Raw genomic sequence first — 26,583 nt, 5'->3', positions numbered from 1 at the left:
ACATCAAGCCAAATGAAACCAAAGCTTACTGGGATTGCTCGCTAAGCTTTGTCAGGATTTTGTTGTCCTTATGCTCATGCGTAGGCACCGGGCGGAAGAGCTGGAACAACATAGCTGCGAGCAACACAAACGCCACCAGCGTCCAAAAACCAAAGCTGCCGTAAACAATCAGACCATAGAGCTGATTGATTATCATGCCGACAACCCAACCAAAGAGGCACTCATAACCAATCGCTGCCCAGAACCACTTAATATCATCCATCTGACGCTTGATGGTACCCATGGCAGCAAAGCAGGGTGCGCAGAGCATATTAAAGGCAACAAAACCAAGCATCGCGCCGGTATTGACCACACCATTCGCAGCAAACATCTGGCCAAAGGCAACCCACATGGAGGGGTCAGTTTCCCCTGCATCACCCAAAGACGAAAGCGTGGCAAAGGTAGAAACAATATTTTCCTTGGCAACTAGTCCCATAACGGACATAGCAGTTGCCTTCCAGCTGACAAAGCCCAAAGGTGTAAAAATCCAAGCAATGAGACCAGAGAAAGTGGCAAGCACAGAGTAGTCAATAAACTCATCGGGAGCGCCCTCCATGCCAGGCAGGTACCCAAAAGCACCGCTGCCGCCTTCCCACCCAGCAAAACCAAAGTTGGAAAGGAACCACACCACTACCGTTGACGCAAAGATAATGGTACCTGCCTTGACAATAAAGCTCTTAACGCGTTCCCACACATGCAAGAACCAAGACTTAATCGAGGGGAAGTGGTAATCAGGCAACTCCATCACAAAGGGAGCAGGCTCACCCAAGAAGGGCTTGGTTTTCTTGAGCATGATGGCAGACACAATAACCGCAAGCACACCAAGGAAATAGAAAAATGGCGCAATCCACCATGCCTTAACGCCACCAATCAGTGCGCCCATAAGCAGAGCAATGATGGGCAGTTTGGCACTACACGGAATAAAAGTCGTAACCATAGCGGTCATGCGGCGATCACGCTCGTTTTCGATTGTCTTGGTCGAAAGAACACCGGGGACACCACAGCCAGAGCTAATCAAGATAGGAATAAACGACTTGCCAGACAAACCAAAACGACGGAATGCGCGGTCCATAACAAAGGCAACGCGGCTCATATAGCCGCAATCCTCAAGGAAGCAAAGCAAGACAAACAGTACGGTCATCTGAGGTACAAAGCCCAAAATAGCACCAACACCTGTAACAACGCCATCAACTGCAAGGCTGGTGACCAGCGCACTTGCGCCCGCTGCCTCAAGCCAGCCCGTCACAACAGCTGGAATTGAAGGCATGGCCATGCCAAAGAGCTCCCAGCCGTCGCTAAAGAGATTGTCATTAACCCAGTCGGTAGCTCCTGTACCAACAGTCGAGATGGCAATCCAATACACACCAATCATAACGAGCATAAAGATAGGCAAACCCAAAAAACGATTGGTGATAATTTTGTCAATCTTCTGAGAGCGCGTAAGCTTTTTGGGTGCCTTTTTAACGCAGGCATCCATAACACCAGCAATCCACTCGTAACGCTCAGAAGCAATGATGTCTTCAGCAGCATCATCACGCTCAGCTTCAACCGTAGATATGATTGCATCAAGCTCAGCAAGCATTGCCTGAGAAAGCTTCAGTGAGTCAACGGCTACCGCATCGCGCTCAAAGATCTTGATGGCATACCAGCGCACTAAGTTAGCTGCACATTTGCCCGTAATACGAGCTGCAATCTTGCTAAGCGCATCCTCTACATCTGCGGGGAAACATTTGACACCCGTAGCAGCCTTGCCAGCTTTGCCAGCAGAAACGGCAGTCTTCACCAGCTCGTCCAGTCCCTGATTGTGCAGAGCTGAAACCTCTAGCACGGGCACACCAAGCTTCTCAGACAAAGCTTTGGTATCAATAACATCACCACGCTCTTTGAGTAAATCGCACATGTTGAGGCCCACTACCACAGGGCAGCCCGTCTCAAGAACCTGCGTTGTGAGATAGAGATTGCGCTCAAGATTAGTTACATCGACAAGATTAATCGTCGCATTAGGGCGACTATCCAGCAGGTAATCACGAGAAACCGTCTCTTCGGGAGAATAGGGAGACAAGGAATAAATTCCTGGAAGGTCAACAAACTCAATCTTTCTATCGGCAAGCCAAGGCGCCTGTTTTTTTTCAACGGTAACACCCGGCCAGTTGCCGACATAGCCATTAGAGCCCGTCAACTCATTAAAAAGCGTGGTTTTGCCGCAGTTAGGGTTGCCTGCAAGCGCAATGTAAGTCTTATCTGCCATTCCAAACCTTTCTTGTTACTGCACGCACAAAGCGTACTGCCACGGTTTTAGGCACGTGGCGTTGCCATTTTGTTAGACGAGCCGAACTCTTTATGCAAAAAAATTGATATGTCCCTCTAATTACGCAACCTCAACGTTTTCTGCTTCATCCTTGCGAATGCTCAGCTCATAACCTCTCACGGTAATCTCAATAGGATCGCCTAGAGGTGCGACTTTGCGCACATAAATTTCGGTACCCTTGGTCAGGCCCATATCCATAATGCGCCGCTTGATAGCGCCTGTACCGGTGAGTTTGGTAACAACAGTGCTGCTGCCAACCTTCACATCTTTGAGAGTAGTCATCCCTCTTCCCTCCTGATTTTGCCGCAAGTTTTGCGACAACATACACATCTGACGTCTCCCTCATAAAGACGCCTATGGAATGCCACAGAATGTGGCGTTTTCCCTAATACGTAGTAATGCGCCGAGCCATGTTAGAGTCAATGCCCAGGTTGGCACCTTTGATATTAACGATAACACCCGATGCAGAGTGAGTAATAACTTTAATTTGACTACCTTCAACAAAGCCCAATTCAATGAGATGCTGGCGGGTTGCTTTATCACCATGCAACTTAAGGACGTGAACAGTTTCACCTTCATGCACCAAGTTCAACGGCAGTTGCGCTCCTACGGGACTTGTCGCAGGAGAAGCGGACTCAGAAACTAGTCTATTCATAGCGACTTCCATGTTTCCTCCTCAGCATCTGAAACCCCTTCAGACATGTTCGCCAGTCTTAACTCATAGTAGTATAAGGTTAACTTAAAGAGTAGCAAGAATTTTTTTCTTTACGTGAAAAAATAATCAGAACCTCTGTGCCAGCACCTCATCACGCACCATTTTGCTTACAGAGGATTCGGCAAGCATCTACACAAAGCAGGCGCAAGCACAGCTGTCGTACTCGCGTCTGCTTAGCCAAAATCTGCTTAGCCAGTATTTTGTAGACCAGCCGCGACTCCAGATACGGTACACAAAATTAAGTAGATAAGACGCTCGCGCTCAGCATCGGTCAACTTACCGCCACGAACTGCCCGCAACGCACGTGCTTGGGTCATCGAAAGCACGTTCACAAAGGGCAGACGCATACGAATCACAGGACCAAGCACGCGGCGATGCTGTAAAGGCCACTCATCACCAACAATACTTAATACCCAGCGACGAGTCAGCATCATTTCATCCAGTACCTTTGCTGCCAAATCTTCACGTCCGCCCAGCTCAAGATACATACGTGCAATACGGCTATCCGTCTTTGCCAGTGACATTTCAACATTATCAATAAAGGTCGAAAACAGTGGCCACTCACAATATGCTTTACGCAGTTTGTCAAGGTCGCCCAATTTTTCACAAGCAGTACCCAAGCCATACCACGCAGCGAGATTTACACGTGCTTGGCTCCAGGAGAAAATCCAAGGAATTGTACGCAGATCATCAAGAGACTTGGCACCCAAACCGCGCTTAGCAGGACGCGAACCAATAGGCATTAAACCAATCTCAGTCAGAGGCGTTACCGTAGCAAACCACTCGGCAAAGCCCTCGCTTTCAAGCAGGTCGAGATAACGCTCGCGTGAAAACTCAGACAAATCACGCGCCATCGGCCAGTAGCGCTCGGTGGATTTTGTATTGGTCCACTCAGAGGCAGGTGCAGACTGCAGCAGAGTTGCTGCTGCAACCGATTCAACATGGCGACGAGCCAATGCCACATTTCCATAGCGAGCAAAGATAACTTCGCCCTGCTCAGTTAGTTTGAAACGGCAATTAACAGAGCCTTTGGGTTGAGCCAGTACTGCACGATTTGCGGGGCCTCCCCCTCGTCCAACAGCACCTCCACGGCCATGGAAAAGCGTTAAGTCAATATGGTTCTTTTCGGCCCAGGCAGCAATTTCACCTTGGGCTTGGTGCAGCGCTAAAGTTGCAGCAGTAGGACCAGCATCCTTGGAAGAATCAGAGTAGCCAAGCATAACCTCAAGCTTACGACCATTTTGAGCAAGACGACGCTGAACCTCGGGTAAATGCAGCATCTCATCAAGTACTGATACAGCATTCTGCAAGTCTTCTAGTTGCTCAAACAGCGGAATGACGTCGAGCGTCGGCACATCCTCAGCATGTGCAAAAGCAAGACGCGCCAACTCGTAGACCGCTTCAACATCCTTTGCAGTTTTAGAAAATGAGATGATGTAGCGGCGCGCAGCATTGACACCATTGCGCCGTTGAATCCAGGCGACTGCACGGAAGGTATCCAGTACCTCACGAGTCATCGGATTGAGCTGGCCACGTTCTCCCCAACGACCATGCTCATGAATATCCGCCAGCGCTCGAGCGTGCACGACGGAATGCTGACGAAACTCCATCTCAACCAGATGAAAGCCAAAAGTTTGCGCTTGCCAAATTAATTTTTGTAAGGGACCATACGCAGTACGCACAGCACCAGCCTCAGCGAGCGACCTTTGCACCACGTGCAGATCCTCTATATATGCCTCCGCAGATGGATACATCACATCTGCTGTACGGCTCACCGTTGCGCGCAAACGCTGGGAAATCACCAGCATAACAGCACGATGAATCTCAAATGCCGAGCGTTCAAGAGCAGAACTTGTAAGCCCCTCGCTCATTTCAACTTGATGATTCCACAGATTGAGCAACTCTGCAGATGCCGGAGTTGTTGACACATCCAGTGTCATATTACGGCCCACATCATGGGTATGCTGTGCCAACGCCTCAAGCGCGTGCACGCGGAATTTCTCAGCAACATCACGGCTCACCTTGGCTGTTACGTTAGGATTGCCGTCGCGATCAGAGCCAATCCAGCTCCCAGGATGAAAAAACGCGGGACATTTAGGCGGTAGCAGACCGGCCTTATCTCCCTGTGCCCAGTCATCAAAACGGCGATATACCTCGGGCACCATATCAAAAAGCGTCGCATCAAAAATGCCCAGAATCGTATCGGCCTCTTCAACAGGTGTGGGTTTTTTGAGCGCAATGGGAGAAGTACGCAGCAAAGCTTCAATCTCTTGCAACATCAGGCGTTCATTTTCCACCAAACCAATACCTGATAGACGTGAACGCTCCTCAAGCAAATCGGCAATACGACGAATTTTACCTTCGACTGCTTTGCGTCGCGCCTCAGTAGGATGCGCGGTAAACACCGGATGAAACTCTAAACGCTCAAGCAAACGATCTGCTCCCTCTTTACCACACTCAAGAGTGAGTTCGTGATAAGCAACCGTCAGCTCGTTGACAGGATCACTCTCAACAGAAGGCTTGTGTTCTGCCTCGCGAGCCTTAAGTGCATGTACGCGATAGCTCTCCTCACAAATATTTGCACAGTGAAAAAAAGTTGCAAACGCACGCATTAACAGCGTTGCTTGCTCGGTCGGCAGCAAATCTATGGTACCCACCGCTTCTTCAAAGATTGATTCGCGCTGTTTGGTGTCTAAGTTCTTGTTATATAAATCCGCCTCAGCAGCAAGCAGATTCTCAAAGGTTGCAAGCAAGCTTGGATCGTTTTCTTTGATGATGGTACTTACCAAACGCAGAAAAAGCGAGAGATTGTCCTTAATCTGATCGGGCACATCTACCGCATCAAACGCTCGTGCAGCAGCATTTTTTCCTTGGGGTACCGTACTCCCCTGTTCTTGCATCATTGCTCCTTCCGTGCAGTATGTAAGCGCGAGTTGTTGCGCTTTTTGCACATGCCCAGATACCATAGCGCGATTTTGTCGCGTTGCACGCATGTCACCTTATCTTGACCTTAAAGAAACTCAGAATTTACGCTCATACTCAAACTGGAGCTTTACAATCAGTTCCAGACAAAGCGATACAAAAGGGGTTTTGAGTGAACAAGGTATTTTCCACTATTCAACAAAGACGTGCTCGCGCTGCCCAAGCCCGTCGCGTTCGTGCAGCTCGTAATGCCCGCAGACCAAGTCCCGCTGAACATAAGCCCTCACCTTTGGTACGCATTATCAACAGTTGGTGGGACCGCTTGCTGCAATCGGTTACCCGTCACGAATTTGGCGATGCGGTAGAGCTCTATGGTGCAGGACGCACACAGCGCGACTACATTTGGAACTCGCTTGGCCTAGCTGCTTGGGGTGCAGAGTTTCCTTTTCTTACAGTTGTAGTCACGCAGCTCGTAGGCGTCAAAGGCGCCGGTATGTTTTCGATGGCATACGTAACTGGCATGATGTTGATGTTTATTGGCAACTACGGAGCGCGCACCTTCCAAGTTTCTGATGTACACGAAGAGCAGAGCTTTGCGGCATATCAGATTCAGCGTTTCTTGGCTTGTGCCTTGATGGTTGCTGTGGGTGTTGTGTGGTGTGCACTGCACCAATATGACCATCAGATGAATCAAATTTGCTTTGGCGTTTTTGGTTTCCGCATGATAGACGCCTTAGCCGATGTCTATGAAGGGCGTCTACAACAGCAAGATAAACTCTACCTAGCAGGGATTTCTCAGGCGTTGCGCTCATCTGTAACCTTCATTGCCTGCAGCGCTGTACTTTTGTTGACCCGCAATTTAGCTACAGCAAGCATGGCACTTTTGATTGGCGCTATAGCAAGCTTTCTCTTTGCGACGCTGCCTTTGGCGCTTCTTGAAACGCCCAAATCACGTACACCTGAATTCGTTGAAATTCGCGAGATCTTTATCCAATGCTTTCCAGCTGCAGCAGCACTTTTCCTCTATGCCGTTATTGACAACATGCCCAAATTTGCAATGGAAGGTGCTTTGTCCTATGACAACCAGCTCTACTACAACGCAATTTATTTCCCTGCACATGCCATCATCATGACCGTCGGCTTTGTCTACAAGCCACAGCTTGTTCGCCTCGCAAATGTCTGGGCAGACCCGCGTGGCAGAAGGCGCTTTGATGTCATCATTCTCGCCGTGCTAGGAGTCACTGCCGCCGTAACCGCCGTTGTGGCGGTGATCATGAGTGTCATTGGCATCAAAGCCATGAGCTTTTTCTATGGTGTCGACTTTGAGCGTTTTGGTGACCTTATCTATGCGATGATTATCTCGGGCGGCATTGCTGCTGCTATCGACTTTTTGTACCAGATTATTACCGTAGTACGCCAACAAGAAGCGGTAACCAAGCTTTATACCTTAGGTTTTGCAATTTCGGTGCCCGTTTCATATGGCCTGGTGCATTTACTCAAACTACGTGGTGCCGTCTATGCTTCGTTGGTCACGATGGGCGTTTTGCTCATCTTGCTCGCCATCCAATATGTCACCATCCGTCGTCGTGCCTAGGGCGTCCGACTAATCATCAAAAAAATACCATGCGCGTCAGTGGTATCCAAGCATAAAAGCACGCATGGCAGTTTCGCCAGCAAGTGGCAACGAGGTGACTGTTCTGGCACAAGCTTGCTCCAACGTCATGGGCTCTGTGAGCGCAGGAATTACCAAGTCGATACCCTGGCCCCAAACCGCACCCAAGTCGTCTGCGCGACTGCCAACCACAGCAATCACAGGGATGCCGCGAGAGCGTGCTCGACGAGCAATGCCTACTGGAGCCTTGCCTGATGCAGTTTGCGCATCCATGCGACCCTCGCCTGTAATTACCAAATCAACACCGCGCAACATATGATCAAAATCGATGGCATCAAGTACTTCTTCGATGCCACGTTTGGGAGTAGCCCCACACAAAGCAGCCAAGCAGAACCCCAGACCACCTGCAGCACCCGCACCATGCATGCGGGATGTATCCTTACCCACCGACTCCATCATCGCATGGGCGTAACGTACCATCCACGAATCAAAAATACCCAGCTTGTCTTGGGGAAGCCCTTTTTGAGGACCATATACGTGTATGGCACCGTCAAGCCCATATAAAGGATTTGTCACATCAGTCAGCAGAACAATCTCGGTTACCTTGAGACGAAAATCTAAACCTGAAAGGTCAATGCGCACAGCATCACGCAAACCAACTAAGCCTCGAGTAACCTCGCTGCCATCAAGTGCCAACACACGAGCACCCAGCGCCTGAGCAAGGCCTGCTCCACCATCGCTTGTGCCAGTACCACCCAAGCCTAGATAAATACGACCTACCCCGCGGTCAAGCGCATCTAAAATCATCTGCCCAAGACCAAAACTTGAAGCCTGCAACGCATCTTCTTCGCAACAAGAGCTCAAGGCGATACCTGCAGCAGAAGCAGCCTCCATAACAGCAGAGCCATCAGACAAAACACCGTATGAAACATCAATCTGTCCCCCGAGAGGGCCTTCTACCTGCAGTGTTCTTCGCTCGCCACCCCGCGTGGCCAAAAGCGCATCTACCGTACCCTCCCCACCATCAGCGATGGGCACACAACGAACATGAGCTTGTGGACAGATTCTCTGCACACCTTGTGCTATGAGCTCTGCCGCTTTTGCACTGGTTGCAGAACCTTTAAAGGAATCGGTGGCTATCAAAACCTTGGTATCGAGGTGAGGCAGCGTACTCATTTGAAGCTACAACCACCCGCAATCGAGCAAGCAGTACCCGAAGGAACGTCCGTATCTGCCGCGGTATCCTCAGTAATGCCAAACTCACGACCCAAATAATCAATAATGTCGCTTGACTCATAAAGAGCCTTGCCATCAATAAAAAGGCAGGGCACTTGACGCTTGCCACCAAACTCAATCAGGCGAGCACGTTCGGCATCGCCGTCTTCTTCAGCGTAAATATCGTGCATCTCAAGTTCAATATGGTGAGCATCCATAAAATCCATGACCTTGTGACACCACGGACAATCTGATTTATAAAAAAGCTCAAGCTTTGCCATAACTTCTCATTTCTCATCAATAACACGTCATCGCGCGTTCTTACAACCAATATAAAACTTACCCACACACCTTGCTTTCAAACTCTCGCCAAACGGACTAAGCAAAAACTAACGATTTTCGATATGTGCGGCATGGATGGTAATCTGGATGCCGCCCTCACGATCCTGTGCAAACTCAATGTAGTGCTGATCGGATGCATAGGCAGACGGGAAGGTAATATCGATACCTGTATCCGTACGTATACGGTGACTTTTTGCCAAACGATTTGCTGCCGAAGCACGCAAATGAACTTCTTCGGGCAAAGCTTCCTCCTGCACCGCCGCCGCAAAACGACTTGCAAGCTCGGGCTTATCTGCAAATACTTGCTCACCCAGCTCTTGCGGTGTAATTGCACTATCTTGCTGTGCCCTATGGGTCACATAATCTTTGGCATCCGCCATCACAAGCGCTGCAGGCTCACCGTATTGCTCGGCAATATCGCCTGCAATACGTACCACCGTATCTACCACCTTGCGCGGGGAAGGCGCTGGTGTGCAGCGAAGCAAGGTTTGAGAAAGCAGGTAACAAGGATTGCCAGCAAGCTGTATCTTCTCGTCAACGATACCTACTTCAAGGTTATCCATATCAACCACCATGTAGTGCGATAACTTCTGTGTAGGATTGGGCAAAGCAGAATCATTTGTTGAAAGACCACTGGCCGAGACGCCATCCCTATCCATCAGCTGATGCACAAAGGCACGCTTACGCGGGAGCAACATAATGCCCAAGAAACGGCGACTGCGATCTTCTTCTTTTTCATCATCCCAAGGCACGTCATCATCAACATCAATTTTTGTCCCTAAAGTCGCATGTGCCGCCTCAGTATCAGTAAAATCAGCTACCAGCAAATCGCAGGGCGTTGCTTCTTCGCTCATGCGCAGTGGTTCCCACAGCTCGCGAGCAATATCTTGCGATAGATCTACAAGTGTTTGTAGGCCTTGTGCATACCGTAATAATTCGGATCCTAAATTTGAGGCTGTATCAAGTTTTGCTGTGTTGTTATCTGGGCTATTTGTTGCCTTGCGCATCATACGCTGCACATATGAACGCGGCTGACGTTCACTCAAATCTAATTCGTGTTCGGACAATATGCACGAGCCCGTATCCAAATCAAAAACATGCAACACTGCATGGTCTACCTTGAGCATCTACTAAACTCCCTCAAATGTATGGCCGGCATGTTCTAGGCCGACACGCAAAAGCGTATTTACATGATCATCCGCAATGGTATACACCGAACGCTGGCCCTCGCGCCTTGCCGACACAAGACCGCGGTCGCGCAACAAACGTAGCTGGTGTGAAACCGCCGATTGGGACACATTGCACACCTCTTCAAGTTCCTTAACACTGCGCTCCCCCATTGATAGCGCCCCCAAAATCCTAAAGCGCGTATAATCCGAAAGCGCATCAAAAATTTGCGTTGCGGTATAGATTAAATCGTCATCTTTTATCAGCTCACAAAGCTCGGCATCTGACACCAAGGCGGGCTTTTCTTCGTGATGATGAGGTGTTTCAGACATGAGCATCCTCCATAATCTTTGTCTTGGTTTGTGAGTATATCGCAGGTCTTTGAGAGGCGCGCTAAACTACAGGAGAGAGAACTCTGCATCGACACTATTCTTCAGGATTGAAGCCTTTGGTAAACAAGACATGAGGCCTGTACGCACAAGCCGCGCAAAGCAAAGTAGACAAGGAGGTGAGCTTTTGGCAGCCAGAAGACGTAAACAAACGCCAGCACACAGAAATAGACAGCGTCATTCACACATCAGCACCAATACTGCCCGCGCAAGAAGAAGAACGACTCCTTCTGCCCCAAGGCAGCGCCCTGATGCCCGTCATAGTAATGCCACAGCTCGCCGCAAGCCCACCAATCTGCGTCGCCGCAATGAGCGTAGGCGTTCCTCTGCATTTTTACCCGTATTGCTCGTACTGGTAGTGGCAGCAGTCATTATGGGTTTTCGCCTGGTCGCTTGCCAGGCGCCCGCCACTCAAAACCAAATTAATGCAGGTGTTGATGCTTCCAAGCTCTATGACAACCCCTATGACTGGTCAAAGCTTAAAACGGACAATAAGGGCCGTATCACGTATGTCTCAGACGGGAAAACCCTCTCGTATACGGGCATCGATGTCTCACAGCACCAAGGAGCCATCGACTGGGAGCGTGTTGCTGCCGATGGCATTGACTTTGCCTATATTCGCGTAGGCTACCGCAGTGCCGATATTGGCAAAATTGCTGAGGATGAGACTGCTGAGAAAAACCTCGCTGACGCAGGTGCAGCAGGACTTAAGCTTGGCGTGTATTTTTACTCACAGGCGATGAGCGTTGATGAAGCTCGTGAAGAAGCAGACCTGGTGCTCAACGCCATCAAAAACACTACCATCTCCTATCCTGTTGTCTTTGACTTTGAGACGGGTAACCTCAAAACCGAACGTGTTAAGGAGATGAGTTTTGACGACCGCACCGCTGTTGCCATTGCCTTCTGTGAACGCATTGAAGAGGCTGGTTATTCTGCTATGGTCTACGGCAATGCAAGTGGACTTATGGGCTTTGATACCGAAAAACTCGCCTCTCGCGGTTTTTGGTATGCCGAGTATGCCAGCATGCCCTCCACCTCGATTCGGATGGCTATCTGGCAATACTCCAGTACAGGTAGCGTAGCTGGCATTGAGGGACCCGTTGATCTTGACCTTGATCTTACGCCCATCCTCAAGAAAGCTAAAAAGTGACACCGCAAGCGCTCATCTCTGCCGCAGCCTTCACGGCATCCGCAGTCGTACTCTGCGCAGAAATAACAAAAGCACATCGTCATCCAGACAAACAAAACCATACGCAATTACCACGTGTAAGCGATACCCTCTGGTCTGGTCTATTTGCTGTCTTAGCTGGAATAATTGCTGCTTGCCTGCTGGTTTGGCCTTATACCGATAGCGTCCTCATCGCTGCAATTAGCGCTTATACCCTATGGTTTTGCGGACATGCAAGTCTGCGCCGTCGTCTTATTGCGCCACAACTTTACGAACAACAAATCGAACACGAGAAACTCCGCGGAAAAAAGAGTTGGCTCAGTGTGCAAGCAAAACTTTTGCTCTGGATTTGTATCAGCACCTTGTATGCACTTGAACTCAGCTGTAATTCTTTTTTTCCTTTTGTCCTGCCACATGCTGCAGCATTGGAACTACTGCTCATACTGCTCGTTTTAATCCTGATATACCAACTCTTTTTGGGATCAGGGCTTGCTCTTGCTCTCGGCGTGATCACTTTTACTTGTATTGGAATGGTGCAGGGCTTTGTACTGACGTTCAAGGGTAGCGTATTAAGCATAGGTGACCTCTATGCAGCAGGCACTGCTGCAGCAGTAAGTGGAGGCTACAACTACCAACTCGAAGCACCTATGCTCCTCGGCTTTAGCTGTGCAGCATTGGGTATTTTCTGCTGCTCACTTCTGTATCACGAGCAGAGCCACACACATCTTGCTTCTCGTCTCTTGCGTCATTGGAGTGCAGCGGGGCTGGCGGCCCTTGCTCTTGCCTTTATGCTGCTGGTCCCTAACTACCAAAATCAATTGCATATCAAGGTCGAATATTGGTGGGAGTGGCAGCTTCTTGATCACAAAAAGTACTGCTTCCTGCCTTCTTTTATCGCCGAAGCTCAAGATCTTCCCATTAAAAAACCAGCGGGATATTCTGTCGAAGCCGCCAAAAAAGCGGAAAGCGAGCTCATTGGGCGCTACGAAAAAAACGCAGACAAAAACCCCGGACTTTCTGCAGCTCAGGCACAGTGGAAAGAGCAAAAGCCTTCCATCGTAGTTGTCATGAATGAAACCTTTACCGACCTTACGCTCTACGACGATTTTGGTGGCTACCTGGGACCCGAGTGGTTCAAGCAGAGTTTTTCCGATGTCCTCAGGCGTGGCAAACTCGCCGTGTCCGTCAATGGTGGCGGCACGTGCAACACCGAATTTGAATTTCTTACCGGGCAATCCATGGCGTTTGTGGGTAACGGCAAATACCCTTACACCCTCTATGATTTCACGAAGGTCGCAACTCTGCCCCGTCAGCTTGCCAAGCAGGGCTATCGTTGTGTGGCTCTGCATCCCAATCTCGCTTCAAATTGGGATCGCGATCGCAGCTATAAGGGCATGGGTTTTGAGCACTTCTACGATATTGACGATTTTAAGGATGCTAAGAGTTTCCACAATGCTGTGAGTGATGAAGCGTGCTACGACAAGATTTTGGACATACTGCAATCTGGCGAGCAGCCACAATTTATTTTTACGGTCACGATGCAAAATCACAGTGGCTACAACCAAGGTGGTATTCCCGCCGACAAAATGATGCCATACGCAGACTTTGGCAATGCCAAGCTCGATGACAACACCAATTGCCTCATCAAAGAATACCTTGCTTGCATTGGAGAATCCGATCGGGCTCTTAAAGACTTTGTCAGCCAGCTACGCAAGCTCGACCGCCCCGTTTTGCTTGTCTTTTTTGGTGATCATCAGCCCTATTTTTCCAATGTCATCAATGATGCTCTCTATACTGGCGAAGACACGGTAACGCATGAAGAGCGCCTATATCAAAGTGACTACCTCATCTGGGCAAACTACCAAGTCGCAGGCAGCAGCCAAGCAGCACAAAACCACGTCGCAAGTGCTTCTGACCTTGCCGCGCAAAGCCTTGAGCAGATAGGCATGCCACTCACACCACATCAAAAAGCCCAGCTTGGAGCCCGCGATCAACTCATCGGATTCAATCTGTTTGGCTACTGCGATCTTAAAGGTACCTGGCATGACCTCAACGAGGATACAAACAACGCAGCTGCAAAAACCCTGCAAGAACTGCATTATCTCTCCTACCGAGACTTTGGTAGCCTTGTCTAAATGCCCAAAAGTCACATAAAGCTCGTTTTGCTTGAGTGATGTACCTGTAAAGCGGGTAGGATTAAAGCATTGATGAAAGTTACCGAGAGAGGATACTTCATGGCAGATGAAATGACGCCCGAAGAGGAAGAGGCGCTACGTCGTGAGGTTGAGGCAACCTTTGGCAAGGCTCCCCAGGAGTCTTTCTATTTTAAGACCAACGAGTACAGTCGCATAAAGCATGTTATCGGCGTAGTTTCTGGTAAGGGCGGCGTGGGCAAATCCATCGTTACGGGCATTTTGGCCTGCGAACTTGCCCGCAAGGGATACAAGGTTGGCATCCTTGATGCTGATATTACAGGGCCTTCAATACCCAAGATGTTTGGCTTATCAGATGAGCGCATTATGGGCGATCCAGAACTTTCTATGATGATTCCCGTCACCACAAAGGGAGGTATCCGCGTAGTATCAACCAACCTCATACTCGAAAACGAAACGGATCCTGTACTGTGGCGTGGCCCCATCCTTATGGGTGTACTCAAGCAGTTTTGGGAAGAAACCGTATGGGGCGAGATTGATTACCTGCTTGTCGATATGCCTCCGGGAACGGGCGATGTTGCACTCACCGTCTTTCAGCAGGTGCCCATCGATGGCCTTATTATTGTTACCGCGCCTCAGGGCTTAGTACAGATGGTAGTTTCCAAGGCTGTCAATATGGCACAGGAGATGAACGTCCCCGTACTTGGTTTAGTTGAAAACATGGCTTATGCCATCTGCCCTGACTGCGGCAAGCATATCGAAGTTTTTGGACCAAGCCAGACTGCCAAAACCGCGCAGCACGATGGTTTGACGCTGTTGGGGTCCCTGCCCATCGATCCTACACTGGCAGCAAGCTGTGACAAGGGCAGTTTTGAGCAAGATCTGCCCGAAAATCTGCTACCAGATGCTGTTAAGAGCATCGTACAAGCTAGCTCTCTTTTTGGGAACTAAGACATGAAAGGATCTTCACGCGCGCAAAAACAAGCGCTTCTGCTCGCTCAGGCACACAATACTACCCTCCCGCAAAACTGTGATGTCTGCATCATTGGTGGAGGTGCCTCTGGAATGGTTGCCGCCATAACAGCTGCTGAGGCAGGTGCCAAGACAGTTGTTATCGAGCAAAAACTGCAGGCAGCTCAGAGTATTCTTGCCACGGGGAATGGTCGCTGCAATTTGGCAAATATTTCACTTGCGCCAAAGCACTACAACCATCCTGAATTTGTTGCTGAAGTTTGCGGCGACAGCTGGCTTAATGATGTGCTGGGTTTTTGGAACGCATGTGGCTTGCGTTGGACACTTGAAGAAGATCGCCTCTATCCCGTGTCACGTCAGGCAGCGAGCGTACGCAATGTGCTCCTTGCCCGCGCAAAACGAGCTGGTGTGATTGTTGCCTGTGGACGCAAAGTCGAGCAACTCGAAATGCATGATGGCACCTGTACTATCAAGATTGCCGATGAAACGCGAGAGTCTGCACAGCATTGCTCTATAAACGCTCGCACAACCATTATTGCCGTGGGTGGTGGCGCAAGCTCTCACATTGCCGCAGGCCTAGGTCTAGAACTTGTTCCAGAGTCGCCTATACTCACACCACTTGCCTGTAAAAATTCTCCCCTTGCAAGTCTGACCGGAAGACGAGCCCAAGTCATCGCTCATATCTATCGGAACGCCTTCCCACAAGCTCGCGAGCGCGGAGAAGTCTTACTGCGCGACTATGGCATTTCGGGCATTGTATGCTTTAATCTTTCCCGACATGTTCAGCCAGATGATGTGATTACACTGGATTTCGCCCCCGACTACAACGCCTCTGAACTGCGTCAAATTGCAGATCCTCAACTCAGCGGCATGCTCGTTGATGGATGTCTTGATGGGGTGCTTGACCCTCTTATTGCAGCACAAATTATCAAGTTGGCACGCAAGCGATGGGTTCTCGCAAACGATACGCGCGCAGACGCCCCCGATTTTGCTGTGCAAGCAGACCCATTGAGCTATGCTCTTAGCTTGGTAAAGAACTTCCCGTTACGCGTCAGTGGTATTGCTCATCCCGAATTGGCACAAGTCACCCGTGGTGGCCTCGATATACATCAGTTTGAACCAACAACGCTTGCCATTCAAAGCTGCCCTCAACTTTTTGCCTGTGGAGAAGCACTCGATATCGATGCGGATTGTGGTGGTTTTAACCTTGCCTGGGCATGGAAAAGTGGCATAGTAGCCGGCAGTGCAGCAGCTCAGCTATGCTCAGGGTGAAAGGCAAGGTACATGATTGAAGTTTCAGGCATCCAACTTTCCCCACGCGATATGCATGGTGACAAAAGCGCAGAGACACAAGCTTGTCGTGCCGCCCTGCTTCGCCGCCTACATGTGGCTCCCGATGATATAACTTCCATCGTTTTGCAGCGGCGTTCTATAGATGCACGCAAGAAAGATCGTCTAAAGCTCAATTACACGCTCAGGGCAACTCTGCGCGGTGGAGCCAATGCCGAGCGCGAGCTTCTACATCGCTTGGAACACTGCCACGACAAGAGTGGCGTCAAGCAGGTAGAAGAGGTGCCTTTATACTGGCCATATATTGAACCAACCCTGCTCGCTCACAAACGTCCTGTTGTTGTAGGAGCTGGTTGCGCTGGTCTTTTCTGCGCACTTACACTTGCAGAAGCAGGATTGAAACCTATTCTGATTGAGCGTGGTGACGATGCAAGACGACGCAGCCATGTAGTGAATGCATTTAATCATGGAGCGGAACTCGACCGTGAATCCAATATCCAGTTTGGACTGGGCGGTGCGGGCACGTTTTCGGACGGAAAACTTGCCACAGGTACCAAAAGCCCACTACACCGGCTGGTACTTGATACCTTTGTTAAAGCAGGCGCCTCAGCAGATATCCTTTGGGACTCTCATCCTCATGTAGGCAGCGATGTGCTCCCCCAGGTTGTCACCCATATTGCTCAGCGAATTTGTGAGCTAGGTGGAGAGCTGCGCTGCCGTTGTCGCATGACCAATATCATCTACAAAGGCACCAAGGGAGAACGCCGTATCACGGGCATCAAAGTGGTTCAAACTCTCTCTGATGGCACCCTTCGAGAAGAGCAAATCGATACCAACGATGTGGTGCTTAGTTGTGGACATTCTGCCCGCGATGTTTTTGCGTTGCTTCAAGACAAGGACATTGCTCTTGAACGCAAGACTTTTGCTATGGGAGTACGCATTGAGCACCTACAGGCAGATGTTGACCGTGCGCAATATGGACGTTTTGCGGGCGATCCTATTCTTGGAGCCGCACCCTATAAACTCGTTGCCCATCTTCCACCAGAACTTGAACGCATTGGAGGGCGAAGCGCATTTTCCTTTTGCATGTGTCCTGGTGGCTATGTGGTAGCTGCCACAAGCGAAAAAGATGCTGTAGTCACCAATGGTATGAGTTTTACTGCTCGCGATGGTATCAATGCCAACTCTGGTTTGCTTGCCAATGTGTTTCCTGATGACCTGCCAGGAGATGACCCTTTAGAGGGCATTAAACTCCAACGCAGCTGTGAACACAAAGCCTTTGAGCTGGGTGGTTCCAACTACGCAGCTCCAGCTCAGCTTGTAGGAGATTTTCTCGCGCGTCAACCCTCTACCGGAGCCGCTGACGTAATGCCCACCTATCCTCGCGGTGTTGTATGGGGAGAAATTGATACGTGCCTACCCAATTATGTCAGTGAGGTACTGCGTGCGGCAATTCCTCTGATGGGACGTCGTCTGTCCTGCTTTAATGAAGAAACTGCGATTCTTACTGCAGCAGAGACACGTTCAAGCTCTCCTGTTCGTGTTATACGTGGAGCAGGCCTGCAGTCTGTATCTTGCACAGGCTTATGGCCTGCAGGTGAAGGCGCAGGTTATGCAGGAGGCATCATGAGTGCAGCTACAGATGGCATCCGTATTGCAACTGCTTTGGTGGAGAGTTGGAAAACTACAACTTAGACTTGCATGAACTGCTACTATGAGGTTCAGTTCTAGAAGTTTCAAAGGGGTAACTATGGATAAGATGCAACACAACCCTCAGCCTCAAAGGCAAACCCAGTCCAACACTCATCCTCAGCCACGCCAAACTCAACGCCACGCCGCTGCTCATGCCGCAGGCGCCGCTCCTCAAGCGCGTCGAGCTACGCATGGCAACCATATGCAGCATACTCGGCGTACCGTCTCCAATCAGGCGCATCTGTTGGATTCCAGCGCATACAGCAGACAATCTCAATCTGCCTATGCAAACAGCAAATCTTCGGATGGTATGACTCGCCGTGGCCTTTTCAAGGCAGCAGCTGCACTTGCTGCGGTCGCAGGCGTAGGCGCTACAGGTGTCTACCTTGTACGCAATCCACCTCTTTTTGATGTAAGCATCAATGGCACTACTTATCGTGTCAGCGCAGGCACTACCCTGCAAGGTGCCATCAAAGATGGCCTTGCTTCGCCCAAACCCGGTAACCTCATGGCAGTCGATGGCAGTGTCGCTGCCGAAGGCAAAGGCGATATATTTGCCGCCACCATCAACGGCAAAAAGACCAATAATCCTGCAAGCAAACTAGTCGCTAATGCGATAGTCACCATCTCTGATGGTGCCGATACTACCGAGGACTATAGCGAAAAGACTGAAAAGATTCCTTTTGAGACCAAAAGTGATGATTTCAGCACACTCGATAGCTACTTCAGAGCTGCACTACACGTTTACAGCAAGGGTAGCGAGGGTGAAAAAACCACACGCACAGGCAAGGTATCAGGCAAGACTGTCAGCGAGACTACCAAAGAACCAATTGACGCTGGCTACCACATCATTGATGCAAATGTAGGCGATGAAAAGGTCGTCGCCTTAACCTTTGACGATGGTCCTTGGGAGACCACTCCTCAGCTCTTAGATGTTCTCAAGGAAAACGACATCCATGTCACATTTTTTGTTATTGGCAATCAGGTCGCTGAGCATGCTGATACCGTTAAGCGTGAGCATGCCGAGGGACACCAAGTAGCTACTCATACCTGGGATCACGCTGCAGGTGCAGGTCAGGGTGTCAACCTTACCTATATGACCGCCGAAGAACAAAAAAATGAAATCACCAAAGGCCTTCAGGCTATTGAAGATTGCCTAGGTACCAAGGTAACCCATATTCTCCGCGCGCCTGGTGGCAATTTCTATGGCGAGATTGTCAATACACTCAGTGGCATGATTGATGCAGAGATTGGTTGGAACCTCGATACTGAGGACTGGAGCCGTCCTGGTGCTCAAAGCATTGAAAACACCATCAAGTCTGCCAAGCCAGGACAGGTTATCCTTTGCCACGACGGTGGTGGAGATCGTACTCAGACTATTGAGGCGGTCAAAAAAGCTGTTCCCTATCTCAAGGAACAAGGCTTTAAGTTTGTCACGATTGACGAGTTATTTGAGATTAATAACAAGTATTCCGGCAAAGCAGACGCCAAGGATGACAAATCCAAGTCTGACGACGGAACGACTGCGTAAGGGAATTCATCCAAATTTGGACGAGATATACGTAGACGGTACTAAACGCGTTAGTGCTTACGCGGGCGGTACCGTCTTCTTGTTGCATGAGCAGAACCCTTACGATCGGTCTTCTTAAGACGGCCAATAATGTCCTCAGCGCTGCTTCCCTCGAGACGAGTGCGGATGGCTACCAGCTGATCGCGCAGCCGCGCCGCACGCTCAAAGTCCATCTCCTCTGAAGCCTGCTGCATCTCAGACTCCAATGAGGCAAGCAAAGACTCACGTTCGGAAGCAGGAAGATCTGCAAGCTCTGCCACAAATACCTCAGCAGCTGCCTCTTCATCGTTTCCCACTGTCTTAAGGACAGCTCCATCTTTTCCGCTAAAAAAAGCTCCATGACCGAACGTATCACCACGGGAGCGATCCTTGCCAGCCAGTGTTGCTTCTGCATCTTCAATAAAGCCTCTAATATCGCCAAGACTTTTGTGAATAGTTTGCGGCGCAATCCCATGCTCAGCATTAAACGCTTCCTGTAGTTCACGTCGATGGCGTGTCTCGTCGATAGCAATCTTCATCGAGTCAGTCATTTTGTCGGCATACATAATGACGGCACCGTGGGCATTTCGAGCAGCACGACCCATAGTCTGGATAAGCGAGCGACGATTGCGTAAAAACCCTTCCTTATCGGCATCCAAAATAACAACGAGCGATACCTCAGGAATATCAAGGCCTTCACGCAGCAGATTGATGCCTACAAGGACATCGATCTTGCCTTCGCGTAGCGTGCGAATAATCTCAACACGGTCAAGTGTTGCGGTATCAGAGTGCATATAATTAACGCGAATACCCTCATCAAGCAGGTGATCAGTGAGGTCTTCTGCCATACGCTTGGTCAGCGTAGTTACCAATACACGCTCTTTTTTAGCAATACGTGCCTTGATCTCGTCAATCAAATCATCAATCTGTCCACGTACAGGACGAACCTCCACGGTAGGGTCAAGCAGGCCTGTCGGACGAATAATCTGCTGAACCTCGTTTTGAGAAACCTTCTCTTCATAATCACCTGGCGTTGCCGATACATAGATAAATTGGGGGATACGCTGTTCAAACTCATCAAAGCGCAGTGGCCGATTATCCAGCGCGGATGGCAAACGAAAACCATGTTCTACTAAAGTCACCTTGCGTGAACGATCTCCCTCATACATACCACGGATTTGCGGTACCGTCACATGACTCTCATCGATAATGCAGAGCATATCACGCGGAAAATAGTCAATAAGGGTATAGGGAGGCTCACCTGGGCTGCGCCCGTCCAAATGACGGCTATAGTTTTCAATACCCGAGCAAAAACCCATGGTTTCAAGCATTTCAAGATCATAGCCTGTGCGCTGAGAGAGGCGCTGAGCTTCAAGGAGCATGTCTTGCGCCTTGAGTTCAGCCACACGTGCTTCAAGCTCCTCGTTGATAGACTGCAGTGCATGTTGTACCTTGGGCTGTTCGGTCACATAGTGGCTTGCAGGCCAAATGGGGATGGCATCAAATTCGCGTACAATCTCACCAGTTACCTTATCTACCTCGGCAATGGTCTCTACCTCATCACCAAAAAAAGCAATACGCAAGGGATTGTCTGCATAGGGCGGATACACATCAACCGTGTCACCACGCACTCGGAAGGTGCCACGAGCAAGGTCATAATCGTTTCGGTCATACTGCACATCAATTAGATTGCGAATAAGTTCATCACGCTCAAGCGGTATATCTTTGCTAATATTAGGTGCCAAGCCAGCATAATCCTGGGGACTACCGATACCATAGATACAGCTCACCGAAGCAACGACAATAACGTCTCGACGTGAAAGCAGAGAACTTGTTGCCTGATGGCGGAGTTTCTCAACTTCTTCATTAATGGAAGCATCTTTTTCGATAAAGGTATCAGTCTGCGGGACATAGGCCTCAGGCTGATAGTAGTCGTAGTACGAGACAAAATAGACAACAGCATTATGAGGAAAGAGCTCACGCATCTCACTTGCAACCTGAGCTGCAAGCGTTTTGTTGGGTTCCATAATAAGTGTTGGGCGATTAAGCTCCTCAATAGTTTTTGCCATCGTATAGGTTTTGCCCGAGCCCGTTACTCCCAAAAGAGTCTGATAGCGCAAACCATCGCGGATACCTTTAGAAAGGCTCGCAATAGCCTGGGGCTGATCACCTGCAGGAGCATAATCAGATACAACCTTAAGAGGCGTATCACCATGGTCTAAACCAAAGCGCTTCAGCTCCCCACCAAAGCGCTCTCGTACAGTATCTACAGCAGTATGCCCCTGTAATTTGAATTGCTTGACGTCTTCGGGCATAGTGAACTAGGACTCACACTCAAACTTGTGATGGCACTTGGGGCAGCTAACACGCAGCTTGCCGCGACCGCGAGGAACACGCATACGCTGAGCACAATGAGGGCATTTAAAGTGCTTATAGCTACGGAACTCGTTCCACGCAGCTGCAGGGTTTTTGAACCAAGGACGCAAGGGACCGACCTGCTTGAGAAACGCCTTATTTTCCTTGGCACGTGCATCAAGACTGCGTGAGGTCATACGGAAAAAGGCATAGACCACCAACACCAACGCGATAAAGTTCAGCGCAGCTACGTGCGAAATCAATCCGATGATATAAAGGATGATACCCGACCAAATACTCGTATTGCTCAAGGTATCGGCACCATTACGCCCCTGCATCCAGAGGTTGATCTTTTGCTGCAACTCATACAACTTATCATTCATAGGAACTCCTTTGTTCGTAAGCTCAAGTATAGACATGAATGCTGTGTACAGCCTGACTAAGCTCTACAAGCGTTAACAAACGAACGCCAGATGCATGCATCGGTCTCGTTGCGCTGCCATGTATACTCAGGATGCCACTGTACGCCGAGTACAAAATGCGCACGGGGATCTTCAATCGCTTCAGGAATTCCATCCGTGGCTTGGCCAGTCTGATTGAGCCCTTTACCCAGCTTCAAAACACTACAGTGATGTGAAGAATTGGCTTGAACCATCGTGACATCACCCACGCAGTGATAGAGCAGGGAATCTTCAACAATATCAATGGGGTGCGCTGGCGATGACAAAATGCCTGTATGATGCCAAAGCATCATTCCGGGCAGAGGCTGGCGCTTCTCGATGGCCATATCGAGGGTGCCACCATAGGCAACATTGAGTATCTGCATACCACGACAGGTAGCAAAGATAGGCTTGTTTGCGGCACGAAAGCCCTTGATAAGTGCAAGCTCAAGCTGATCGCGGTCGTGATTGAGCAGACTCTCGTCGTAGGAATCCTCACTACCCCACAGTGCAGGATCCACGTCCTCTCCCCCAGGGATTGCCAAACCAGAGCAGAATTCCACATACTCAGCGATTAAAGAGTCATCATGAGTCATAGGCATTAAAACTGGCATACCGCCCGCAGCGATAATGGCATCAACAAAGTCAGAGGCACCGCCCTCAAGTGGCGCGAGAAAATTATCAACCGACACAGGAGCAGTCCGCTCTTCCATGCGGGGTGGAACACAAATCCTCGGACGTTTGACCTTCTTATCCACACTACAACCTTCCTTGCAAGCTCGTCTTACAAACGCTCACTACCCTATCACCAATAGGGGCCTAATGTCCCATAATTGAGTCAAGAAATTCCTTAGCACGCTCAGTCTTGGGGTGATCAAAGAATTCATCAGGGGTACCCTGCTCGATAATCTCTCCATCCGCCATAAAAACAACGCGATGCGCCACACGGCGAGCAAAGCTCATCTCATGGGTAATGACAATCATGGTCATACCTGCACGCGCAAGCTCAACCATAACATCAAGCACCTCGTTGATCATCTCGGGGTCAAGGGCGCTGGTAGGCTCATCAAAAAGCATCGCTTTGGGCTGCATTGCAAGGGAGCGTGCAATAGCTACACGCTGCTGTTGACCGCCAGAAAGCTGTGCGGGTACTTTGTTTGCCTGCTCGGCTACACCCACGCGCCTCAACAAAGCCATCGCACGTTCTTCCGCCTCTTTACGTGGGACTTTGAGTACCTCAACAGGACCCATCGTGACGTTTTCAAGAATGGTCTTATGTGCAAAGAGGTTGAAGTTCTGAAATACCATGCCTAATTCCGCACGCACGGCTGCAAGCTCCTTGCCTTCTTGCGGGAGCGCCTGGCCATCAATGAGAATTTCACCAGAATCAATACATTCAAGACGGTTAATCGTACGACACATAGTCGACTTACCTGAACCAGACGGTCCAATGACGACTAATACCTCTCCCCTATTAACAGTCAAATTAATATCATTGAGTACATGTAGCTGACCATAGTGTTTGTCAACATGACGAAGTTCTATGACAGGGATCTGCTCGGTACTGCTCATGATGACTCCATTTCGTATTTTGAGCTCAAAATCCTCTTTGCTGCGTGCGAGCAGCTCACACAGGATCGATGTTGGTCTGAGTTACAATTGTTCCACCACTGCGCTTGGAAACATATATGGCCAGCTGATTGACACCATAATTAATCAGAATATAAACCACGGCAATAACAAGGTAAGTCGATACCAAGGCATCATAGTTAGCAATGAGTACGCGAGCATTTTGCAACATATCGGGGAAGCTCACCACATAGGCAACGGTTGTATCTTTCACTACAACCACAAGCTGAGAAATCAACGAGGGAATAACTATGCGCACGGCCTGAGGAAAAACAATCTTCATTTTGACCATGAAAGGGCGCATACCTAAAGAAAGTGCTGCTTCTGTCTGACCTACAGGAACTGCGTTCATACCTGCACGAAAAACTTCAGCGAGTACCGCGGATGCCGCCAGTGCTACAGGCGTTGTAATCATCCAGAAGGTATGCATTTTGAAGCCGTACTGAGGAATGACGAGAAAGAAAAAGTAAATCAGCAACAGGCTGGGTACACCACGGAAAAACTCCGTGATGACGCGCGCGATGCCCCGCAGGACAGCATAGGAACTCATGCGCATCAACATCAATAGAAAGCCCAGTACCAGCGCAAGTATGCCAGCAGTAAGCGCCACTTCTATAGTGCCGACAAGTCCCATTCCCAAAAAACGCCAGGTTGCAGACGAAAGGAAGAAAGACCAGTACTTTGGATCCAACTGGCCTGCTACCGCAAAGCTGCGCACTATCAAAGCAAGCAGAGCTACAAGCGCTACTGCCGAGATAGCCGTGCACAGGCGAATGGCACGACGCGTCTTGGGGCCTGGCTCCTCATAAAGATAATCACGTACAGAAACATGTACGCTCATCGCAGAATCCTCACCTTCTTGTCAAGGCGATTGCCAACATAACCTATCACCAGCGCTGTGAGGACATATCCCAAAGCAGAAATCAAAAAGGTCGTAATACCACCCGTAGTACGAGTATTGATGTAGCTCACCAAACCCGTCAGTTCTTGAGGATTAAGTGGGATCTGCGAACCTAACGCTGTCGTGAGCATGACCGCAATCAGCAGATTAGTCATGGGCAGCACCACCGAACGCAAAGCTTGGGGTGCCACAATATGACGAATAATCTGGAAGAAGCTCAAGCCGATAGAGCGCGCCGCCTCAATTTGACCCACGCCGATTGTATTGATACCTGTCATAAAGTTCTCAGAACCAAAAGCCGAACCGATGAGAGTAACCGTAATAATTACGCAGGTCAGAGGCTTAAGCACCAAACCTAAATACGGCAGAGCGTAGTAGACAATGATAAGCAGAGAAACTCCTGCGATATTGCGAAATACCTGTACATAAAAGTCGCCGAGCACCCGTAGTGGCTTGATAGGCGACACGCGCATGATGGTTACCACAATAGCAAGTATCATACCCAGGGCGAATGAGATCAGGGTCAGCTGCCAGGTACTCAAAAGAGCCAAGAGGTATTTGCTGCCATACTCTGCCATCAGCTCGGAAATCCCCATTCACACTCCTCCCAAAATAAAGCCCCCGCGCTCGTCGCACGGGGGCCAAAACTTACAAAAACTTAGGCCCCAATTGCGGGAGGCGTAGGAACCTCCTTGATGTTGGTACGGTCGCCAATGCAAACCTTCCAGAGTTTCTCCCAGGTGCCATCCTCTTCGATGGCCTTGAGCCAGTCGTTAACAAACTTGACTCCATCGCAATCTTTGGGAAGACCAATACCATAGGCATCAATAGGGCCAAAGGCATCACCAGCGATACGATACTTACCAGGATTTTTAGCCATAGAGCTAACCTGCATGGTCATATCGATAACATACGCATCAACGCGACCCTGCTCCAGATCGCGGCGAGCTTCCTCATCGGTCTTGTATTCTTGGACATTTGCCTTGGGCGCCTCTTTCTCAAGAATGGAGGGTCCAGTCGAGCCAGACTGAGCGGCCACATTTTTGCCTGCAAGGTCATCAATACCGTTGATATCAGTATTATCGGCAGCCACTAAAATGCCCTGTTGGCTCTCATAATAGGGACCTGCAAAAGAAATCAGCTTCTTGCGATCGTCAGTAATGGAATACGTTGCAAAGACAGCGTCAACATTGTCGTTTTGGAGCAAAGACTCACGAGTATCAGAGGTGACCTGCGTAAACTTTACCTTTGACTCATCACCCAAAATATAGCGGGTGAGCAGCTGATAAAGGCCCGCATCAAAACCTCGAATTGCTTGACTTTCGGGGTCGCGAAGGGCAAATAGCGTAGATGTATCAACGCCGCCAACACGAAACTCACCAGCACCCTTAATCTTTTTTGCCCAGCTATTAGCTGTAATTGCAGCATCATCTGCGGTAGTACCAGCAGAGATTACATCATCGTAGATCTTGGCATCAATCTGTACCGTCTCGTCAACAGCACTTCCATCCTTGTCCTTGGGTGCATCAGCTGACTGACCGCCACAAGCTACAAGACCAAAGGCGGCAACAGAGGCGATACCACCCAAACCAAAGACTTGGCGACGGGAAAGATTAGAGTCTAGAGTTGCCATACGTACATCCTTTCGTGATGAGCAAGTTTCATCGGACAGAATACTCGCTTAGTTTTTTACTGTACCCAAGTCGAGTTCTGCTCATACCTGCA

22 protein-coding genes are annotated in these 26,583 nt (G+C 49.6%); 7 read left to right on the top strand and 15 right to left on the bottom strand.

Translation table 11 applies throughout. The annotated features are described in order from the left end of the window. Positions 1-25 precede the first annotated feature (25 nt). The 4 genes from feoB to BN4314_RS06095 form a co-directional block, all read right to left on the bottom strand. Entirely contained in the window at positions 26-2,287 is a 2,262-nt protein-coding gene (feoB, locus tag BN4314_RS06110) for a ferrous iron transport protein B (protein WP_068540291.1), read from the bottom strand. Positions 2,288-2,407: 120 nt separating this feature from the next. After that, entirely contained in the window at positions 2,408-2,629 is a 222-nt protein-coding gene (locus tag BN4314_RS06105) for a FeoA family protein (RefSeq protein ID WP_021735168.1), read from the bottom strand. A gap of 103 nt (positions 2,630-2,732) precedes the next feature. Next, positions 2,733-3,014: a FeoA family protein gene (locus BN4314_RS06100; protein WP_021735139.1), complete on the bottom strand. Its 282-nt coding sequence runs from the start codon at positions 3,012-3,014 to the stop codon at positions 2,733-2,735. 236 nt (positions 3,015-3,250) lie between these two features. Next, positions 3,251-5,962 (bottom strand): phosphoenolpyruvate carboxylase, encoded by a 2,712-nt coding sequence (locus tag BN4314_RS06095; RefSeq protein ID WP_325062666.1) that lies wholly within the window; start codon positions 5,960-5,962, stop codon positions 3,251-3,253. A 194-nt stretch (positions 5,963-6,156) separates the two neighbouring features. Between BN4314_RS06095 and BN4314_RS06090 the strand changes: the two genes are divergently transcribed. Next, the gene (locus BN4314_RS06090; RefSeq protein ID WP_148424871.1) at positions 6,157-7,578 is read left to right on the top strand and encodes a lipopolysaccharide biosynthesis protein; all 1,422 of its coding nucleotides are present in this window, start codon (positions 6,157-6,159) and stop codon (positions 7,576-7,578) included. A gap of 36 nt (positions 7,579-7,614) precedes the next feature. Here the strand turns inward: BN4314_RS06090 and BN4314_RS06085 are convergent, their stop codons facing one another. The 4 genes from BN4314_RS06085 to BN4314_RS06070 form a co-directional block, all read right to left on the bottom strand. After that, entirely contained in the window at positions 7,615-8,772 is a 1,158-nt protein-coding gene (locus tag BN4314_RS06085; RefSeq protein ID WP_068540290.1) for a glycerate kinase family protein, read from the bottom strand. Continuing rightward, a complete protein-coding gene (locus tag BN4314_RS06080) occupies positions 8,769-9,092 on the bottom strand; it encodes a glutaredoxin family protein (RefSeq protein WP_068540289.1) in 324 nt (107 codons plus the stop codon). Before BN4314_RS06080 ends, BN4314_RS06085 begins: the two co-directional genes overlap by 4 nt. Positions 9,093-9,200: 108 nt before the next feature. Further along, positions 9,201-10,280, bottom strand: a complete 1,080-nt coding sequence (locus tag BN4314_RS06075) for a nucleoid-associated protein (RefSeq protein ID WP_068540288.1) — start codon at positions 10,278-10,280, stop codon at positions 9,201-9,203. A gap of 3 nt (positions 10,281-10,283) precedes the next feature. Continuing rightward, positions 10,284-10,652: an ArsR/SmtB family transcription factor gene (locus BN4314_RS06070; RefSeq protein WP_082911194.1), complete on the bottom strand. Its 369-nt coding sequence runs from the start codon at positions 10,650-10,652 to the stop codon at positions 10,284-10,286. Between the two features lie 184 nt (positions 10,653-10,836). On the opposite strand from BN4314_RS06070, the gene BN4314_RS06065 reads away from it, so the two are divergent. The 6 genes from BN4314_RS06065 to BN4314_RS06040 all read left to right on the top strand — a co-directional run bounded on the left by BN4314_RS06065 (position 10,837) and on the right by BN4314_RS06040 (position 19,515). Next, a complete protein-coding gene (locus BN4314_RS06065) occupies positions 10,837-11,859 on the top strand; it encodes a glycoside hydrolase family 25 protein (RefSeq protein ID WP_021735143.1) in 1,023 nt (340 codons plus the stop codon). After that, on the top strand, positions 11,856-14,012 hold the full coding sequence (locus tag BN4314_RS06060; protein ID WP_068540287.1) for an LTA synthase family protein: 2,157 nt from the start codon (positions 11,856-11,858) through the stop codon (positions 14,010-14,012). The genes BN4314_RS06065 and BN4314_RS06060 overlap by 4 nt, the downstream gene beginning before the upstream one ends. Before the next feature lie 99 nt (positions 14,013-14,111). After that, on the top strand, positions 14,112-14,981 hold the full coding sequence (locus BN4314_RS06055) for an Mrp/NBP35 family ATP-binding protein (RefSeq protein ID WP_232309726.1): 870 nt from the start codon (positions 14,112-14,114) through the stop codon (positions 14,979-14,981). A 3-nt stretch (positions 14,982-14,984) separates the two neighbouring features. Then, positions 14,985-16,274, top strand: a complete 1,290-nt coding sequence (locus BN4314_RS06050; RefSeq protein WP_068540286.1) for an aminoacetone oxidase family FAD-binding enzyme — start codon at positions 14,985-14,987, stop codon at positions 16,272-16,274. Positions 16,275-16,286: 12 nt separating this feature from the next. Continuing rightward, positions 16,287-17,987, top strand: a complete 1,701-nt coding sequence (locus tag BN4314_RS06045; RefSeq protein WP_068540285.1) for an NAD(P)/FAD-dependent oxidoreductase — start codon at positions 16,287-16,289, stop codon at positions 17,985-17,987. A gap of 55 nt (positions 17,988-18,042) precedes the next feature. Beyond that, positions 18,043-19,515 carry a polysaccharide deacetylase family protein gene (locus tag BN4314_RS06040; RefSeq protein ID WP_068540284.1) on the top strand — a complete coding sequence of 491 codons (1,473 nt, stop codon included), beginning with the start codon at positions 18,043-18,045 and terminating at the stop codon, positions 19,513-19,515. Between the two features lie 50 nt (positions 19,516-19,565). Here BN4314_RS06040 and uvrB read toward each other — a convergent pair whose 3' ends face one another. From uvrB to BN4314_RS06005, 7 genes are all read right to left on the bottom strand, one after another. After that, a complete protein-coding gene (uvrB, locus tag BN4314_RS06035; protein ID WP_021735170.1) occupies positions 19,566-21,848 on the bottom strand; it encodes an excinuclease ABC subunit UvrB in 2,283 nt (760 codons plus the stop codon). A 6-nt stretch (positions 21,849-21,854) separates the two neighbouring features. Beyond that, complete coding sequence (locus tag BN4314_RS06030; protein WP_021735213.1) at positions 21,855-22,271, bottom strand: zinc ribbon domain-containing protein; 417 nt, start codon at positions 22,269-22,271, stop codon at positions 21,855-21,857. 56 nt (positions 22,272-22,327) lie between these two features. Further along, on the bottom strand, positions 22,328-23,086 hold the full coding sequence (locus tag BN4314_RS06025) for a gamma-glutamyl-gamma-aminobutyrate hydrolase family protein (RefSeq protein ID WP_232309725.1): 759 nt from the start codon (positions 23,084-23,086) through the stop codon (positions 22,328-22,330). 61 nt (positions 23,087-23,147) lie between these two features. Beyond that, positions 23,148-23,900 carry an amino acid ABC transporter ATP-binding protein gene (locus BN4314_RS06020; RefSeq protein ID WP_148424870.1) on the bottom strand — a complete coding sequence of 251 codons (753 nt, stop codon included), beginning with the start codon at positions 23,898-23,900 and terminating at the stop codon, positions 23,148-23,150. A gap of 55 nt (positions 23,901-23,955) precedes the next feature. After that, a complete protein-coding gene (locus BN4314_RS06015; protein WP_021735183.1) occupies positions 23,956-24,798 on the bottom strand; it encodes an amino acid ABC transporter permease in 843 nt (280 codons plus the stop codon). Beyond that, complete coding sequence (locus BN4314_RS06010; RefSeq protein ID WP_068540282.1) at positions 24,795-25,454, bottom strand: amino acid ABC transporter permease; 660 nt, start codon at positions 25,452-25,454, stop codon at positions 24,795-24,797. Before BN4314_RS06010 ends, BN4314_RS06015 begins: the two co-directional genes overlap by 4 nt. A 62-nt stretch (positions 25,455-25,516) precedes the next feature. After that, positions 25,517-26,491, bottom strand: coding sequence for a glutamate ABC transporter substrate-binding protein (locus tag BN4314_RS06005; protein ID WP_068540281.1), 975 nt, complete (start codon positions 26,489-26,491; stop codon positions 25,517-25,519). Positions 26,492-26,583 lie beyond the last annotated feature (92 nt).

This window comes from Olegusella massiliensis, from assembly GCF_900078545.1.
In the GTDB taxonomy this organism is placed as follows: domain Bacteria; phylum Actinomycetota; class Coriobacteriia; order Coriobacteriales; family Atopobiaceae; genus Olegusella; species Olegusella massiliensis.
Note: the sequence above shows the minus strand (reverse complement) of the source record. Positions and strands in the feature narration are given on the sequence as shown.

Coding starts and splice junctions, on each gene's coding strand:
- BN4314_RS06100 (WP_021735139.1), bottom strand. CDS start 3,014: ATGGAAGTCGCTATGAATAGACTAGTTTCTGAGTCCGCTTCTCCTGCG.
- BN4314_RS06045 (WP_068540285.1), top strand. CDS start 16,287: ATGATTGAAGTTTCAGGCATCCAACTTTCCCCACGCGATATGCATGGT.
- BN4314_RS06070 (WP_082911194.1), bottom strand. CDS start 10,652: ATGTCTGAAACACCTCATCATCACGAAGAAAAGCCCGCCTTGGTGTCA.
- BN4314_RS06050 (WP_068540286.1), top strand. CDS start 14,985: ATGAAAGGATCTTCACGCGCGCAAAAACAAGCGCTTCTGCTCGCTCAG.
- BN4314_RS06085 (WP_068540290.1), bottom strand. CDS start 8,772: ATGAGTACGCTGCCTCACCTCGATACCAAGGTTTTGATAGCCACCGAT.
- BN4314_RS06080 (WP_068540289.1), bottom strand. CDS start 9,092: ATGGCAAAGCTTGAGCTTTTTTATAAATCAGATTGTCCGTGGTGTCAC.
- BN4314_RS06005 (WP_068540281.1), bottom strand. CDS start 26,491: ATGGCAACTCTAGACTCTAATCTTTCCCGTCGCCAAGTCTTTGGTTTG.
- BN4314_RS06040 (WP_068540284.1), top strand. CDS start 18,043: ATGGATAAGATGCAACACAACCCTCAGCCTCAAAGGCAAACCCAGTCC.
- BN4314_RS06095 (WP_325062666.1), bottom strand. CDS start 5,962: ATGCAAGAACAGGGGAGTACGGTACCCCAAGGAAAAAATGCTGCTGCA.
- BN4314_RS06075 (WP_068540288.1), bottom strand. CDS start 10,280: ATGCTCAAGGTAGACCATGCAGTGTTGCATGTTTTTGATTTGGATACG.
- feoB (WP_068540291.1), bottom strand. CDS start 2,287: ATGGCAGATAAGACTTACATTGCGCTTGCAGGCAACCCTAACTGCGGC.
- BN4314_RS06105 (WP_021735168.1), bottom strand. CDS start 2,629: ATGACTACTCTCAAAGATGTGAAGGTTGGCAGCAGCACTGTTGTTACC.
- BN4314_RS06055 (WP_232309726.1), top strand. CDS start 14,112: ATGGCAGATGAAATGACGCCCGAAGAGGAAGAGGCGCTACGTCGTGAG.
- uvrB (WP_021735170.1), bottom strand. CDS start 21,848: ATGCCCGAAGACGTCAAGCAATTCAAATTACAGGGGCATACTGCTGTA.
- BN4314_RS06030 (WP_021735213.1), bottom strand. CDS start 22,271: ATGAATGATAAGTTGTATGAGTTGCAGCAAAAGATCAACCTCTGGATG.
- BN4314_RS06020 (WP_148424870.1), bottom strand. CDS start 23,900: ATGAGCAGTACCGAGCAGATCCCTGTCATAGAACTTCGTCATGTTGAC.
- BN4314_RS06010 (WP_068540282.1), bottom strand. CDS start 25,454: ATGGGGATTTCCGAGCTGATGGCAGAGTATGGCAGCAAATACCTCTTG.
- BN4314_RS06015 (WP_021735183.1), bottom strand. CDS start 24,798: ATGAGCGTACATGTTTCTGTACGTGATTATCTTTATGAGGAGCCAGGC.